The 14,726-nt window shown below is 61.7% G+C and carries 15 protein-coding genes; 10 read left to right on the forward strand and 5 right to left on the reverse strand.

Translation table 11 applies throughout. The features are described 5' to 3' along the window. Positions 1 to 332: 332 nt before the first annotated feature. From G9X64_RS06905 to G9X64_RS06915, 3 genes are read right to left on the reverse strand one after another with little or no spacing between them, the layout of a single operon-like run. On the reverse strand, positions 333 to 1,328 hold the full coding sequence (locus G9X64_RS06905) for an aldo/keto reductase (protein WP_171376239.1): 996 nt from the start codon (positions 1,326 to 1,328) through the stop codon (positions 333 to 335). Then, positions 1,325 to 2,200, reverse strand: coding sequence for an amidohydrolase family protein (locus G9X64_RS06910; protein WP_171376240.1), 876 nt, complete (start codon positions 2,198 to 2,200; stop codon positions 1,325 to 1,327). The genes G9X64_RS06905 and G9X64_RS06910 overlap by 4 nt, the downstream gene beginning before the upstream one ends. A gap of 12 nt (positions 2,201 to 2,212) precedes the next feature. Beyond that, positions 2,213 to 3,199 (reverse strand): aldo/keto reductase, encoded by a 987-nt coding sequence (locus G9X64_RS06915; RefSeq protein WP_171376241.1) that lies wholly within the window; start codon positions 3,197 to 3,199, stop codon positions 2,213 to 2,215. 197 nt (positions 3,200 to 3,396) lie between these two features. On the opposite strand from G9X64_RS06915, the gene G9X64_RS06920 reads away from it, so the two are divergent. The 6 genes from G9X64_RS06920 (at position 3,397) to G9X64_RS06945 (ending at position 9,292) form a co-directional block, all read left to right on the forward strand. Continuing rightward, positions 3,397 to 4,554, forward strand: coding sequence for an ABC transporter substrate-binding protein (locus tag G9X64_RS06920; protein ID WP_205917433.1), 1,158 nt, complete (start codon positions 3,397 to 3,399; stop codon positions 4,552 to 4,554). 97 nt (positions 4,555 to 4,651) lie between these two features. After that, positions 4,652 to 5,521, forward strand: coding sequence for a branched-chain amino acid ABC transporter permease (locus G9X64_RS06925; RefSeq protein WP_168311143.1), 870 nt, complete (start codon positions 4,652 to 4,654; stop codon positions 5,519 to 5,521). A gap of 18 nt (positions 5,522 to 5,539) precedes the next feature. Continuing rightward, positions 5,540 to 6,559: a branched-chain amino acid ABC transporter permease gene (locus G9X64_RS06930; RefSeq protein WP_168311142.1), complete on the forward strand. Its 1,020-nt coding sequence runs from the start codon at positions 5,540 to 5,542 to the stop codon at positions 6,557 to 6,559. Then, positions 6,556 to 7,278 (forward strand): ABC transporter ATP-binding protein, encoded by a 723-nt coding sequence (locus G9X64_RS06935; protein ID WP_168311141.1) that lies wholly within the window; start codon positions 6,556 to 6,558, stop codon positions 7,276 to 7,278. The genes G9X64_RS06930 and G9X64_RS06935 overlap by 4 nt, the downstream gene beginning before the upstream one ends. Further along, the gene (locus G9X64_RS06940; RefSeq protein ID WP_168311140.1) at positions 7,275 to 8,003 is read left to right on the forward strand and encodes an ABC transporter ATP-binding protein; all 729 of its coding nucleotides are present in this window, start codon (positions 7,275 to 7,277) and stop codon (positions 8,001 to 8,003) included. The genes G9X64_RS06935 and G9X64_RS06940 overlap by 4 nt, the downstream gene beginning before the upstream one ends. A gap of 2 nt (positions 8,004 to 8,005) precedes the next feature. Continuing rightward, a complete protein-coding gene (locus tag G9X64_RS06945) occupies positions 8,006 to 9,292 on the forward strand; it encodes a nickel-dependent lactate racemase family protein (RefSeq protein WP_171376242.1) in 1,287 nt (428 codons plus the stop codon). A gap of 4 nt (positions 9,293 to 9,296) precedes the next feature. Here G9X64_RS06945 and G9X64_RS06950 read toward each other — a convergent pair whose 3' ends face one another. Then, positions 9,297 to 10,043: a FadR/GntR family transcriptional regulator gene (locus G9X64_RS06950; RefSeq protein WP_168311138.1), complete on the reverse strand. Its 747-nt coding sequence runs from the start codon at positions 10,041 to 10,043 to the stop codon at positions 9,297 to 9,299. A gap of 122 nt (positions 10,044 to 10,165) precedes the next feature. Between G9X64_RS06950 and G9X64_RS06955 the strand changes: the two genes are divergently transcribed. From G9X64_RS06955 to larB, 4 genes are read left to right on the forward strand one after another with little or no spacing between them, the layout of a single operon-like run. Further along, positions 10,166 to 11,074 carry an NAD(P)-dependent oxidoreductase gene (locus G9X64_RS06955; RefSeq protein ID WP_168311137.1) on the forward strand — a complete coding sequence of 303 codons (909 nt, stop codon included), beginning with the start codon at positions 10,166 to 10,168 and terminating at the stop codon, positions 11,072 to 11,074. 5 nt (positions 11,075 to 11,079) lie between these two features. Beyond that, positions 11,080 to 12,396, forward strand: a complete 1,317-nt coding sequence (larC, locus tag G9X64_RS06960; protein WP_312864029.1) for a nickel pincer cofactor biosynthesis protein LarC — start codon at positions 11,080 to 11,082, stop codon at positions 12,394 to 12,396. Further along, on the forward strand, positions 12,393 to 13,184 hold the full coding sequence (gene larE, locus G9X64_RS06965) for an ATP-dependent sacrificial sulfur transferase LarE (protein WP_168317124.1): 792 nt from the start codon (positions 12,393 to 12,395) through the stop codon (positions 13,182 to 13,184). The genes larC and larE overlap by 4 nt, the downstream gene beginning before the upstream one ends. After that, the gene (larB, locus tag G9X64_RS06970) at positions 13,181 to 13,843 is read left to right on the forward strand and encodes a nickel pincer cofactor biosynthesis protein LarB (RefSeq protein ID WP_171376243.1); all 663 of its coding nucleotides are present in this window, start codon (positions 13,181 to 13,183) and stop codon (positions 13,841 to 13,843) included. The genes larE and larB overlap by 4 nt, the downstream gene beginning before the upstream one ends. Before the next feature lie 34 nt (positions 13,844 to 13,877). Here larB and G9X64_RS06975 read toward each other — a convergent pair whose 3' ends face one another. Further along, positions 13,878 to 14,723, reverse strand: coding sequence for a fumarylacetoacetate hydrolase family protein (locus tag G9X64_RS06975; RefSeq protein ID WP_168311134.1), 846 nt, complete (start codon positions 14,721 to 14,723; stop codon positions 13,878 to 13,880). Positions 14,724 to 14,726 lie beyond the last annotated feature (3 nt).

The raw sequence follows: 14,726 nt of genomic DNA on the forward strand, positions 1-14,726 counted from the left end.
ATCAACACATCGAATTTGGAATGCCGTCGTCGCGCTCCGACCGAGATCCACTGCGGGGCGCTACAGTCGGCCGAGCATCGGCGATCGTCGGTTTTGTAGTCATCCCGTTTCTCGAAAACGGGACTTAGCCTTATCGCCGTATTTCAATCCCCGGAGCGGCAAGCACGAGAAATGCCGCCGGATCCGTCACCCGCGGCTTGGTCATGACCCACTTCTCAATCATGGCTGGGCATGTCGCGATCATGCGTCGGACGTGTGTCACTGCCTTTGCGCTATCCGAAGCCCGTGATCGGAATGACGGGTACCTGCTCTGACGCGTCAAGCCGCTCCATTCAATGGATCGGCAGCTCAAACATTTTATCGACGTCGATCCAGAGGGCGTCAGGGATGGGAAACTTGGCCCAGCCGAGGTTCTGTGCGATCCGCTCCGGGCGACTCATGCCAAGGACCGCGGCGGAGACCTGCGGGTCGCGGAACGGGAACTGGATCGCCGCTGCCTGCAACGGCACGCCGTGGCCATTGCAGACCTCCTCGATCGCTTTCGCTCGGGCGACCACCACTTGCGGTGGCGCGCCATAGTCGAATGTCGTTCCGGAACTTGCCGGTCCGGCAGCAAGTATCCCCGAGTTGAACACGCCGGCAACAACGATCTCGACACCTTGACGCTTCGCCTCCGGCAACAGATCCACCTCTGCACCGCGATCGAGAAGCGTGTAGCGCCCGGCCATCATTACGGCATCGAACGTGCCCACCCTGATGAAGCGCGTCGCGACATCGCTTTCATTGACGCCGACGCCGATCGCTTTGACATGGCCGGCCTTGCGCAGGTCATCAAGAGCCCGGTAGCAGCCTTCGATTGCCTCATTGAAACGCCGCTCATAGGCATCGCCATGCGTGAAGCGGTCGACGTCGTGGATGTAAATCAGATCGAAATCGGCAATGCCAAGGCGGCTTGCCGACTGTTCCAGCGAACGCATCGTTCCCGCATAGCTATAGTCGAAGACTGGCTTGAGGCGCAGAGGCGAGGCCCATAGCCCATAATTCACCGTCTCTCCGTAGGGTGGCACCAAATAGCGGCCGACCTTGGTGGAAACGGTGACGGTCTTTCTGTCGATGGTGCGCAGGAAGCTGCCGAGACGATGCTCGCTGAGACCATGACCGTAGAGCGGTGCGCTGTCGAAATACCGCATCCCACCGTCATAGGCTTCTGCAAGGACCTCCGCCGCTTGGGCCTCGCTGACGTCACGGTAGAGCGTACCTATGCCGCTTGCTCCGAAGCCGAGGCGAGAGGCAAAGCCGATCCGGCCTTGGGAAGGAGTGACGCTCATGCCTTTCGCTCCTGAAATTCCGGCAGGCGATAGACCTCGATGGCATTCAGGCCAAAAATCCGCTGCCGCTCGGCATCGGAAAGATCATTCAGGCATTCCCGAAGCGCATCGACAACCCTGTCATAGCTCGCCGCCACGAGGCAGACAGGCCAGTCGGTTCCGAACATGCAGCGGTCTGTGCCGAACACGTCGAGCACCTCGTGAACGTAAGGCTTCAGATCCTCAGGCGTCCATGTCTGCCAGTTGGCTTCCGTCACCATACCCGACAGTTTGCACCAGACGTGATGGCGTTGACCTTTGAACTTGCGGATCAGCGCCGCCCACTCGTCGAAACCGCGATTGCGGATCTCTGGCTTCGAGATGTGATCGAGGACGAAACGCGTTCCGGGGAACGCCTCGACTGTCGCGATGCAGGACGGCAGCTGCGGCAGGTTGGGTACGAGGTCATAGGCAAGTCCGGCAGCTGCGACTGCTTTCAGCCCTTCCTTGACATCATCCCGCAAAAGCCAATTCGGATCGTCCTCTGTTTGGATCAGGTGGCGCACACCAACCAGCCACCTGCCCTGTGGAGATCCCCGGAGCTCGGCGAGCGTCTGACCGACCTCTGGATCGGTCAGGTCCACCCAGCCCACGACACCGGCGACGAAATCCGTCGCCTCTGCCGTCCTGATAAAATCCCAGGTCTCGCCAAGGTCGTTCCATGTCTGAACCAGAACGGTCCCCGAGACGCCATTCTTCTGCAGGGCCGGCCGCAGGTCGTTGGACTCGAATACCCTGTTGATCGGCGCGAAGGGTCCGCTCAACCAGCCATAGTCGCCACCGCTGGACGGATCCCAGAAGTGATGATGGGAATCGATGATCGGGCTTGTCATGTATAAATCTCCCTACCAGCGCTGATGAACGTATGGTTTGATGTAGGTTTCATAGATCGCCTCGATCTCTTGCATCGCGTCATCTGGGATCGCTGGGAGACCGGCAGCCTCGGCATTCGAACTTGCCTGCGCCGGATTGCGGGCGCCGGGAATGGCGACGGTCACCGCGTCGAACATCAGGATCCAGCGGAGCGCGAATTTTGCCATGGTGGTATCGCCCGAAACCAACGGCCGAATCCTCTCCACTGCGTCGAGACCGACTTCATAGGGAACGCCCGAAAACGTTTCGCCGACATCGAATGCTTCGCCGTTGCGATTGAACAAGCGGTGGTCATTGGCCTCGAACTTGGTGTCCTTCTTGAATTTGCCCGAGAGCAGTCCGCTTGCCAGCGGCACACGGGCGATGACGGCGACCTGTTTTTCGCTGGCCTGCTTGAAGAAGTGTTCGATCGGGCGCTGACGGAAGGCATTGAAGATGATCTGGATGCTGGCGATGCCAGGATATTCGATCGCCTTCAGCGCCTCCTCGACCCGCTCGACGCTGACGCCGTAGTTGCGGATCTTGCCCTGCTCCACCAGACGATCGAGCTGTCCGAAAACTTCCGGACGGTAGTAGAGATCCGTTGGCGGGCAATGCAGCTGCACGAGATCAAGGCAGTCTGTTTCGAGGTTCTTCAGGCTCCGGTCGATCCAGTTGTTCAGGTTCTCGACGCTGTAACCCTCCACGGACTGCTCGGGCAGACGTCGGCCTGCCTTGGTGGCGATGAAGGGCTTTTCGCCACGGCGTTGCTTCACGACCTTGGCGATCAATTGTTCGGAATGGCCGTCGCCATAGACATCGGCCGTATCGATGAACGTTACGCCGGTGTCGAGCGCTGCGTGCAACGCGGCAAGCGCCTCCTCGTCGTTGACCTCACCCCAGGCCGCGCCGATCGCCCAGGCGCCAAAGCCGATCTCGCTGACCTTTCGGCCCGTCCGGCCGAACTCCTTGATGCGCATTTCTCACTCCCTCTACGGTGACCGGAAGGCCCGGCTCACCCTCGTTAGACTTGCTTGACATTATCCGTCAACCCAATTAACAGAAAACAGGGTTGTACGACAACCCGGTAAGTACGCAAAAATCTGATTGGGAGGATGAGATCGTGCGATCGCTTGTTTTGGGAGGCATTTCTCTAGCGCTGGGCCTCGGCGCGTCTATGCAAATGGCATCGGCCGAAGACACCATCAAGATCGGTGTCGTGGCCGCCGAATCCGGCGCCTTCGTCTCGGCCGGTCATACCTTGCCGGCTGGCGTCGGCCTCGCGGTCAAGGAAATCAATGACGCGGGAGGCGTGAAGGTTGGTGACAAGACCTACAAGGTCGAGATGGTCAAACGCGACGATCGCACCGACATATCGACGGCAATTGCCGCGACCCAGGAATTGGTTCGCGACGAAAAGGTTTCGGCGATCTTCGGTTCGGAAACCCACGACTTCACCCTTGCCATGACAAAGATCACCCAGCCTGCCAAAGTGATCCAGTTTGCCGGGAACAGTACACTGGCAAAAATCCTGAACCCACAATCGGTCGCTCCCAGCGCCGAAGATCATTACCTCTTCCAGTCCGAGCCGCAGGAATTCCAGCGCTCCGGCTCGACTGCCCGCGGCGTTCTCAGCCTGCTGACGCCGCTCGTCGGCCATCCGCTGAAGAAGTCCATCGTCATCGTCGGCAACGACGCGACCGGCCAGTTCCTGACCTCCTACTACGTCAAGGCGCTGAAGGCCGAAGGCCAGGAAGTGCCTGAAGTCATCTCCTATCCACCTGACACGACCGACTTCTCGCCCTTCCTCACCCGTGCCAAGAGCCTCAATCCTGACGTCGTGCACTTTTGGTACAATGGTGACTCGACGCTGACAGCTCTGCCGCAGGCGCTCGAACTCGGCGTTGCGCCGAGCTATTTTCTGTTCGGCGTCGACCCGGGCATCTGGAAGGAGCGCAACCTCACCGCCGACGTTCCGGTTGCCATGAGCTGCGTTCCGATCTGTTGGGGGGAGTCCTCCAACGCCAATGCGAAAACCTATTTCAAGAACTACTTCGCAGCCGGCGCGCCGAAGGGCGTAACGTCCTCTGTCTCGCTGCTCTACTACGACTATGTCCACATGCTCGCCGAAGCCTGGACGAAGGCCGGTTCGCTTGATCCGGACAAGACCGTCGCAGCTCTCGAATCGCTGCACCATAAGGGCGTGGTCTCCGACGATCTCTCCTTCAACAAGAGCCACCAAGTGACACACGCGACCGAAGTCTGCGCCGCAGCACCCGGCGGCGACATCTCCTGCGCGATGCAGCAGCCACCGGCGGAAGCCCCCGCGGAATAACTGTCGATGCATGCTTCCCGCCGGCCCTGCGCCGGCGGGGCTTTCGTCATTGAAAACGGGCCGCCTGGTGTGGTCCCTGCAACAGCGGGATAGAGCTGTGGACATTCTCATTCAGCAAATCCTCAACGGTCTGTCGATCGCCAGCGTCATTACGCTGATCGCCGTCGGAGTCACTTTGATCTTTGGTCTGACCGGCATCATCAACTTCGCGCACGGCGAGTTCCTGATGGTCGGCAGCATCGTCACATGGCTTGCCGTCCAGGCCGGCCTCGGCTTCTTCGTGGCACTCATGCTTGCGGTTATGGCCGTCGGCGTCATGGGCTTCGTGCTCGAGCGCGGGCTGTTTCGCTTCACGCTGACGCGCCCAACCAACGGCTTCATCGTCTCTCTCGGTCTGATCGTCGTGCTGCAGCACATCGTCATCTTCTTCTACGATCCGAACCAGAAGAGCATTCCGCGTCCGCTCACCGGGATCTGGGACATTGGCGGCGTGCGTATCGCCTCGGTGCGGGTCATGGTCATTCTGGTCACCATCGCCGTCGTTGCGCTGACCATCGCCATGGTAACCCGGAGCCGCTACGGCCGGGCGCTACGCGCCGCCGTTGATGATCGCGATACGGCGGCACTTATGGGCATTCCTGTTCGCCTGTATATCACCGGCGTCTTCGTTTTGGGCAGCGCGCTCGCCGGTCTCGGCGGCGCTCTGCTGATCGCGCTCTTTCCCATCACGCCGTTCACCGGCGGTACGATGGTCATGAAGGGTTTTGCCGTGGCGCTGATCGGCGGCCTCGGAAACCTGACGGGCGCGGTCGTTGCCGGCCTCATTCTCGGCATCGTCGAAGGCTTCAGCGCCGGCTACGGCTTCTCCGCCTGGACCGACGCCTATTCCTTCGCCCTGATGATCCTGGTTCTGCTCTTTCGCCCGAATGGTCTGTTCGGCGGCACGAGCGGGCCGAAAATGGCCTGACGAGCGAAAGGCACTACTATGAACATCTCACTTTCGTCGCTCCGCTCGCTGGTCCCGGCCCTCGTGGTGCTTGCGATCCTTGCCCTCGTCCCGGCGCTCGGGGCCAGCAACCGCATGCTGTCGCTGGCCATTTCGGCAGGTATCAATATCGTCGCCCTCTACGGACTGTCGGTACTCTTCGGCCAGACCGGCATCCTCTCCATGGGCCATGCGGCGCTCGTCGGCGTCGGCGCCTATGCAGCAGCACTGCTTGCCCGCGACACCGGCATCGGCTTCTGGGTGGCGCTGCCACTCGGCGGAATTGCCGCTGCAGCCTTCGCGGCGATCATCGGCGTGCCATCACTGCGCGTCAGCGGCCATCATTTCGTGATCATGACCTTTGCCTTCGGCCAGTTGCTGACCATCGTTCTGACCAATGGCGGCGATTTCACCGGTGCCGCGACCGGGCTGGACTTGCAGCTGCCGGTCAATTTTTTCGGCAGGCGAGCCGATGATCTCACCCCCTATTACTTCGTCGTTCTCGCCTTCGTGGCACTCAGCGCCATCACCAGCTGGGGGATCATCAATTCACCCTACGGTCGGACGCTGCGCGCCATTCGTGAAAACGAAAAACTGGCAGCCTCGCTCGGCATCAATGTCGGCCGCCACAAGGTCGGCGCCTTCATCGTCAGCGGCGTTTTCGCTGGTGTATCCGGCGTCCTGCTTGCTTATTTCCTGCGGCACATCTCGCCCAGCCAGTTCGCCTCCTTCCCGAGCATCTACCTCGCGCTGATGGTGATGATCGGCGGGGCACGTCTCCTGCTTGGGCCGATCGCAGGCGGCATTCTCGTCTCCTTCCTGCCTGAGGTCTTGAACCTCGATCCGGTTGAGTCCCGCATTCTCTACGGCGTCTGCCTGATCGCCGTCATCCTGCTGCTGCCGAACGGCCTGATCGCCGGCCTCATCGACGGCTGGAACAGGATCGTTCGCCGCCCCGCGCAGAAGCAGGCGTCGCACCAGGCAGCGACCGCCACACATGCGTCGGAGGCAAGCCGATGAACGCCATCCTCGAAATCAGCGGGCTGAAGAAGCAGTTCGGCGGCGTCACCGCGCTATCTGGTGTCGATCTGTCTATCGAAGAGGGGGAGATCCTTGGCATCGTCGGTCCAAACGGCTCCGGCAAGACGACGCTCTTCAACGTGATCACCGGCGTCTACAGGCCGACAGAGGGCCACGTGCGCTGGCGTGGGTGCGACATTACCAGTCTCGCTGCTCATGAGGTGTCGGGCGCCGGTATTGGCTACACCTTCCAGCAGGCCATGGCCTTCCCCGGCCTTTCAGTCTGGGAAAACGTCCAGATCGCCTGCGAACATGCACACGACACGAGCCGCCCTTACCCGTGGACGACACCGGCCAGCCTGCTCGAGTTCGTCGGGCTCACCGCGCTGGCAAACGAACGGGCTGGCGTCCTGCCCTTCGGCAATCTGCGTCTCCTCGGCATCGCGCTGGCGCTCGCCACGCGGCCCTCGCTGATCCTGCTCGACGAACCGGCGGCGGGCCTCAACGACAAGGAAACCGCAACGCTGGTCGGTCTGGTCAAGCAGTTCCCGGCCCACGGCATCAGCGTCTGCGTCATCGATCACGACATGAAACTGATGCAGATGCTCTGCAAACGGCTTGTAGTCCTCGATTTCGGATCGAAGATCGCCGATGGCCCGACGCAGGACGTTCTTTCCAATCCGAAGGTGCTCGAAGTCTATCTCGGAGGTGCGCTGTGAACCTGCTCGATGTTTCCAATGTGACGACCGGGTATGGCGCAACGGTCGTCAACCGCGATGTCTCCGTGACGCTCGGCGAGAACGAGGTGATCACCATTCTCGGCCCGAACGGCGCCGGCAAATCGACATTGCTGCGCACCATCGTAGGCCTCGTCAAACCGCGGGCGGGCACCATCAGCTTCGCCGGCGAAAACGTCACGGGCCGCACGCCCGATATCATGGCCAAGCGCGGCGTCGTTCTGGTGCCAGAGGGACGGCGGATCTTCGGCGATATGACCGTCGAGGAAAACCTGCGTCTCGGCGCCTATGCGCGGCGCGACACCGAAGCCGTGGAAGCCGACGTCAAGACCATGGAGCGCTTCTTCCCGATCCTTGCGACCAAACGGCAGCAGAAGGGTGGCTCGCTGAGCGGCGGCCAGCAGCAGATGCTGGCGATCGCCCGCGGCCTGATGGCGAGACCCCGCGTACTGCTTCTCGACGAGCCGTCGCTCGGGCTTTCCCCGCTGCTCGTCAAGGAAATCCAGACGATCATTCTCGACATCGGCAAGACCTTCAACGCCTCCGTTCTGCTGGTCGAGCAGAACGCCGGTCTGGCTCTGTCCGTCGCCACCCGCGGTTATCTGATGCAGAACGGCCGGATCGCGACGTCAGGCCCGATCTCGGATCTCAAGGACATGTCGCTGATGCGCGAGCTGTATCTTGGCGGCGTGGCGCAAAAGGTGTGACGATGGACACGATCGCTCTCTCTTACGGTCACGGCCATCTCGACATCACGCTTCCACCCGGCGCGCGGCCGACCGTGATCCGTAAGCAGCAGCTGCCGAAGCTTGCCGACAGCAAGGCAGCGATAATCGAGGCGCTGCACAATCCCGTTGCATCGAAACCTCTGGCCGACCTTGCGAAGAACCGCGAAAGCGCCTGCATTCTGATCTGCGACATTACCCGGCCGGTGCCGAACGGTCTGTTCTTGCGTCCCATGATCGAAACGATGATCTCATCCGGCATCCCGCAAGAGAAGATCTCGGTGCTCGTCGCCACCGGCCTGCACCGGCCAAATCTCGGCGACGAACTGGTGGAGCTCGTTGGCGATCCCTGGGTTCTGGCAAACGTCCATGTCGAAAACCACTATGCCCGTGACGAGGCGGCCCATGTCGATTTCGGCTTTACCGAGACGCGCCACACGCCCGTCAAGCTCGACCGGTTGTTTGCCGAAGCCGATCTTCGCATTGCAACCGGCCTTGTCGAGCCGCATTTCATGGCGGGCTGGTCGGGCGGGCGAAAGGTCATTGCTCCCGGTGTTGCCCATCACGAGACAATCCGGACCTTTCACTCGGCGCGCTTCATGGAAGATCCGCTGGCGGTCCAGTGCAATCTCATCGGCAATCCGCTGCACGAGGAGCAACTGGAAATCGTTCGGATGCTCGGTGAGGTCTATGCGCTGAACACCGTGCTCGACGAGGATCGTGACCTCGTCTGCGTTACCTTCGGCGAGATCATCGCCAGCCACCAGGCGGCCGTCGATTTCGTCAGTGCCGCGACGCAGATCCCGCTCAGCCGGAAATTCTCCACGGTCATCACCTCCTCGGCCGGCTATCCGCTCGACAAGACCTATTACCAGACGATCAAGGGCATGGTGACGCCGCTCGATATCCTGAAACCCGGCGGTACTCTGATCATTGCCTCGGAATGCTCGGAAGGTTTCGGCTCACCGGAATTCCGCGAGGCACAGGCCCGGCTGGTCGAACTCGGCCCCGAGCGCTTCCTGGCGACCCTGACGGCAAAGAGCCTGGCCGAGATCGATGAATGGCAAACTGAGATGCAATTGAAGCCCATGCGGCTTGGCAGCGTCGAACTCTATACGACGGGCCTTGCCGGCGAGGACCGCAGGCTGACCGGCGTCGGCATGATCGACAACCTGCAAAACGCCATTGCTCGGAGCATCACGGCAAGCGGAGACCCGGATGTCGCCGTCATCCCGGAGGGGCCGTATGTCGTACCTCGATATGCCGCATAAGCGACTAGCGTTTAAGGTTGGCGTCTCGCAGTTCCTCGAAGCGAGCCGTACTCTTCGACAAATGATTACGCAACGCCTTTCGAGCGGCGGCTTCGTTGCCGTCGCGGATCGCCGTAAAGATCGCATAATGCTCCTTGCGCATCCGCTCGGCATGTTTCTGACGTCCCGCAATCGTCATCTCATCGAGGTGCGCCCACTGGCGCGGTATCATCGTCGTGCCGAACGTGTCGAACAGACGTCCGTAATAGGAATTTTGCGTTGCGACCAGAATGGAACGATGGAAGGCAAAGTCTTCGTCCGCCCCATAGCCACCTGCTGCGATCGCTTGGTCGAGGGCGTCAAGCCGATCCTGCATGCGGACAATGTCTTCCGGCGTCCGGCGCCGTGCTGCAAGCCCGGCGGCCTCGTATTCTACGCCGAGACGCAATTCGAGAACCCGCAGCACTTCGTCGATCGATTCAAGATCGTTCGGGATGATGGAAAAGGAGCGCGGAACCGAATTGCTCGAAACAAACGCGCCGAGGCCTTGGCGCGTAGTGATCAGGCCCTGGGCGCGCAACGTAGCGAGCGCTTCGCGAACGATCGTCCGACTGACGCCGGTTGCTTCCATAATCTCTTGTTCGGTGGGCAAGCGTTGGCCGGGCTTCAGATCGCCGGACTCGATATGCGCGATCAGACTCTCGGCAAGTCCGCTGCGCAGGCTGGACGTCTGCGGGATCATGTTGAAAACGGCCTTATCCCTGTCCTTCATTCGGTCTCGAAGTCCAATCTCGCCGTCCGGCGGCGGCCTGCCAATAGTGCCGTTGCTACCCCATACCAGTAGAAAAAGCAAAAGCCGCACGCAGCGGCGTCGAAAACAACCGGGAGGAAAGCATGAAAGAGAAAATCGGATTCATCGGTATCGGCGCAATGGGCTCCGGCATGGCAGCCAATCTCCTGAGCAAGGGCTGGCCTCTGACCGTTATGGCGCACCGCAGGCGCGAAGCCGTCCACCGGCTGAGGGAGCTCGGCGCCACGGAAGCCGCAACGCCGAAGGCAGTTGCACTGGCGTCCGACACGGTGATCCTCTGCGTGACTGGATCCGAAGAGGTGCAGCAGCTCATTTCTGGCACCGAAGGTTTGCTCGCTGCTCGCAAACCGCTGCTGCTCATAGATTGCTCGACGTCCAACCCTGCCATAACGATCAAGCTTGCCGCCGAACTTTCACAACAGGGCATCACTCTCGTCGATGCGCCGCTGGCCCGTACGCCGAAGGAAGCGGTCGAAGGCAAGCTGGACGTGATGGTGGGCGGATCTCCTGATGGAATTGCCCGTGCCCGGTCGATCCTCGAAGCTTTCGCCGCCCGTATCATCGAGACCGGACCGGCCGGGACCGGACATACGATGAAGCTGCTCAACAACTTCGTGTCGATGGGTTACTCGGCGATCTACTCGGAAGCATTGATGATCGCCGCGAAGGCCGGGCTGACCCCACAGGTGTTCGACAGCGTACTGCGCGGCAGCCGCATGGATTGCGGCTTCTATCAGGCCTTCTTCGAATTCGTGCTGAACCGCAACGAGAATGCCCAGCGTTTCGCCATGGCCAACGCATTAAAGGACATGTCCTATCTGGCATCGCTGGCCCAGGCGCTGCAGGCGGTCAATCCGGTTGGCGCTGCCGTGCGCAACAGCTTTGCGACGGCGGTTGCCGCAGGCCATGGCCAATCCTTCGTACCGGCCCTTTCGGATGTCATCGCCACCGCAAACGGTGTCTCGCTGACTGAAGCGGCGGACGGAAAATAGGACGGATGACCTTGCTGGAAATTCACCTCGACCCCGTCGGCGGCATGGCAGGCGACATGTTCGTGGCAGCCTTGCTCGATCTGAGGCCGGACCTGAACGCCGGCCTGCAGGCGGCGCTGAAACTCTACTCGCTGATCGGAAACGTCGAGTGCAAACTCCTGCCGCATCACGACGGCGTGCTGACCGGCAGCCGTTTCAAGGTGCATCATGCCGAACACGGGGCGGATCACCCGCATGACCACAATCATCATCATGACCATCACGGCCACCAGCACCATGATCACAGTCATGCAGGACATGATCATGGTCATGCGGAGTACGATCGCACGCATGCAGGGCATCACGATCATGTCGCCTGGCGCGACATCCGCGATGCCCTGAACCGTTCGGCGCTCGACGGAGAAACCATCCGTCACGCGACCGGTGTCTTCGAAAAGCTCGCGGAAGCGGAAGCCAAAGTCCACGGCACAACGCCGGAAAACGTTGCCTTTCACGAGGTCGGCGCGTGGGATTCGATCGCCGACATCGTCTCTGCCGCCTGGCTGATAACACAGCTTGGCGCGGCGCATTGGAGCGTTGGTCCGGTCCCGCTCGGAAGCGGCCGGGTCAAGACCGCGCATGGCCTGCTCCCGGTTCCGGCGCCCGCGACCGTGCACCTGTTGAAGGATTTCGATGTCATCGATGATGGGGTCGGCGGCGAGCGCGTCACACCGACGGGTGCCGCCATTCTTGCCTATCTCTGCAAGACCGGGACCGCGCCCGGCCGAAGGGTCCTGAAGGCATCAAGCCACGGCTTCGGCACCAAGCGGCTTCCCGGCCTCAGCAACTGCCTGCGGCTCTTGGCTTTCGAGCGCCGCGATGAGGTGTCCGCCTTCAACGGCACGGTCGCGGTCCTCGAATGCGAGATCGACGACCAGACCGGGGAAGACATTGCCCAGGCGGTGGACCGGCTGCGCAACCGCCCGGATGTGCGCGACGTCGTCCAGATGCCGGTCTTCGGCAAGAAAGGCCGGATGATGACGCATCTCCAGGTGCTTGCCGACCCATCGAAAAGCAGAGATGTGGCCGCCGCCATGCTCGACGAAACGACAACCATCGGTGTTCGCGCCATGACGGCGGAGCGGATGACGCTGAGCCGCGAGCAAGAAACGGTCGAGCACACGGGAAAGATCTACGCCTTCAAGCTCGTCGACCGCCCCTCGGGCCGCACCGCCAAGCTCGAAGCCGACAGCCTGACATCGACCCCGGGTGCCGCGGCACGCCGCAGCCTGAGGAGACTTCTCGAAGGCCTGTTGAAAAAGAAGAGAGGAGACCTGTTGTGAGAAAGGCTCTGGAGGAATGTCTCGCCCCGCTCGGCGACGTCTCGATCGCAGTCAGTGGGGGTATCGACTCGCTGACGCTGGCGGTCATTGCGACGCGGCTCCTCGGACCCGCACGCGTGAACATCATGCACGCGGTCTCGGCTGCGGTCCCCGGAGAAGCCACCGAGCGCGTCAAGATGCTGGCGGGGAGCGAAGGCTTCGACCTCGATATCATCGATGCCGGCGAGTTCTCCGATCCGGATTACCTCAGGAACCCCCTCAACCGCTGCTTCTTCTGCAAGAGCAATCTCTACGGCACCATTGCCGCCCGGTCGAGCCGTCAGCTGCTGTCCGGGACCAATCTTGACGATCTCGGCGAGTATCGTCCGGGGCTCGAAGCGGCGAAGAATTTCTCCGTCCGCCATCCTTTCGTTGAGGCCGGTATCGGCAAGCAGGGTGTGCGCCACCTGGCGCGCGATGCAGGCCTCGGCGCGCTCTCGGAACTGCCCGCCTCTCCCTGCCTCTCGAGCCGCATCGAAACCTCGATCGCCATCGAGCCGGAAATGCTGGAGGCCGTGCACCGGATCGAGACGTTCTTGACCGAGACGCTCAGGCCGCAAACCGTCCGCTGCCGCGTGCGGCGCAGCGGCATCGCCATCGAGCTTGATCGCGATGCGCTGGCACTGGCAACAACCACGAATGACGTCGGCAACGACGTGCGCGGCATGCTGCCCCGCGGTTACAGGAACGGCCCGTTGACCTTCGAACCCTACCGCAATGGCAGCGCTTTCGTCGGGGTCAGGCCATGAGCGGCGATGTCGTCTTTGATTTCGCCCGGGCCGAGCGCATCGGCCTCAGCGAGGCTGTCTTCTGTGCCGGCAAGACACCACAGCAGATTGCGGCGATCCTTCAGAGTGCCAGCGAGCGGGATGCCGGTCTGCTCTTGACGCGTCTCGACGCCGAAAAGTTCGCGGCACTTCCGGGTGAATTGAAGGCCGCTACAGAGTGGTGTCCGCTGTCGCAAACCGCATTCTTCGGCCCGGTTCCGCCGGTATCCTCGGCCGGAACCATCGCGATCGTCGCAGCCGGCACCTCGGACGCTCCGGCCGCCCGCGAAGCGGAGCGTACGCTTCGCCACGCAGGTGTTGAGGCATCCGTCATCATCGATGTCGGGGTCGCCGGGCTCTGGCGGCTGATGGACAGGATCGAGGAGATCCGCCGCTTTCCTGTAGTCATCGCCGTCGCCGGCATGGACGCGGCGCTCGCCAGCGTCCTCGGCGGCCTTTACAGCGGCAGCCTGATTTGCGTGCCGACCTCGGTCGGCTATGGTGCGGCCGAAGAGGGCCGCACCGCACTCAACGCCATGCTGGCAAGCTGCGCGCCGGGCCTCGTCATCACCAATATTGACAACGGCTATGGCGCGGCCTGCGCGGCGCTTCGCATGCTTGGCGTCATGAAGCTTCGCTGATCGGAGAGCCGCAGGGCCGCTCCCCGACCTTTTCTCAGGCAGCGTCGACAGTCAGCTGCGTCTGCTCGCCCAGACCCTCGATACCAAGCTTGATCGTCTGCCCGGCCTTCAGGAAGAGCGGCGGCTTCATGCCGAGACCTACGCCCGGCGGCGTGCCCGTCGAGATGATATCGCCTGGCTGCAGGCTCATGAACTGCGAGATATAGTGAACGAGGAAGGAGACGCCGAAAATCATCGTCTTCGTCGAGCCGTTCTGGCGCATCGTGCCGTCGACGGAGAGCCACATCTTCAGGTCCTGGGGATCGGCGATCTCGTCGCGCGTCACCATCCAGGGGCCGATCGGGCCGAAGCTGTCAGCCGACTTACCCTTTGTCCACTGTCCGCCTCGCTCGGCCTGGAATTCGCGCTCCGAAACGTCGTTGATCAGGCAATAGCCGGCGACATGCTTCATTGCGTCGGCTTCTGTGACATAACGGGCTTCGTCTCCGATGACGATGCCGAGCTCGACTTCCCAATCGGTCTTCCTCGATTTGCGCGGAATGATCACATTATCATTCGGCCCGGTGATGGCGCTGGTCGCCTTCATGAACAGGATCGGTTCTTCGGGAATGGCCGCGCCGGTCTCGGCGGCGTGGTCAGCATAGTTCAGGCCGACGCAGATGAACTTGCCGGTGCGCGAAACGCAGGGGCCGAGACGGCCGAGTTCTGCAACGACGGGCAGGCTCCCGACATCGATCGTGGCGATTTTTGCCAGGCCGGCGGCCGTCAGGCTCTCACCGGCAATGTCGTCCACCTGGCCGCTCAGATCCCTGATCTTGCCGTTGTTGTCGAGAATGCCGGGCTTTTCGGCGCCGCGCTGACCGTATCTCAGAAGCTTCATATC

It is taken from the genome of Rhizobium sophorae (assembly GCF_013087515.1).
Taxonomy (GTDB): Bacteria; Pseudomonadota; Alphaproteobacteria; order Rhizobiales; family Rhizobiaceae; genus Rhizobium; species Rhizobium sophorae.

Excerpts from the sequence above, each read along its gene's own strand:
- G9X64_RS06905 (WP_171376239.1), bottom strand. The coding sequence starts at position 1,328 with ATGAGCGTCACTCCTTCCCAAGGCCGGATCGGCTTTGCCTCTCGCCTC.
- G9X64_RS06910 (WP_171376240.1), bottom strand. The coding sequence starts at position 2,200 with ATGACAAGCCCGATCATCGATTCCCATCATCACTTCTGGGATCCGTCC.
- G9X64_RS06915 (WP_171376241.1), bottom strand. The coding sequence starts at position 3,199 with ATGCGCATCAAGGAGTTCGGCCGGACGGGCCGAAAGGTCAGCGAGATC.
- G9X64_RS06920 (WP_205917433.1), top strand. The coding sequence starts at position 3,397 with ATGCAAATGGCATCGGCCGAAGACACCATCAAGATCGGTGTCGTGGCC.
- G9X64_RS06930 (WP_168311142.1), top strand. The coding sequence starts at position 5,540 with ATGAACATCTCACTTTCGTCGCTCCGCTCGCTGGTCCCGGCCCTCGTG.
- G9X64_RS06935 (WP_168311141.1), top strand. The coding sequence starts at position 6,556 with ATGAACGCCATCCTCGAAATCAGCGGGCTGAAGAAGCAGTTCGGCGGC.
- G9X64_RS06945 (WP_171376242.1), top strand. The coding sequence starts at position 8,006 with ATGGACACGATCGCTCTCTCTTACGGTCACGGCCATCTCGACATCACG.
- G9X64_RS06950 (WP_168311138.1), bottom strand. The coding sequence starts at position 10,043 with ATGAAGGACAGGGATAAGGCCGTTTTCAACATGATCCCGCAGACGTCC.
- G9X64_RS06955 (WP_168311137.1), top strand. The coding sequence starts at position 10,166 with ATGAAAGAGAAAATCGGATTCATCGGTATCGGCGCAATGGGCTCCGGC.
- larC (WP_312864029.1), top strand. The coding sequence starts at position 11,080 with ATGACCTTGCTGGAAATTCACCTCGACCCCGTCGGCGGCATGGCAGGC.
- larB (WP_171376243.1), top strand. The coding sequence starts at position 13,181 with ATGAGCGGCGATGTCGTCTTTGATTTCGCCCGGGCCGAGCGCATCGGC.
- G9X64_RS06975 (WP_168311134.1), bottom strand. The coding sequence starts at position 14,723 with ATGAAGCTTCTGAGATACGGTCAGCGCGGCGCCGAAAAGCCCGGCATT.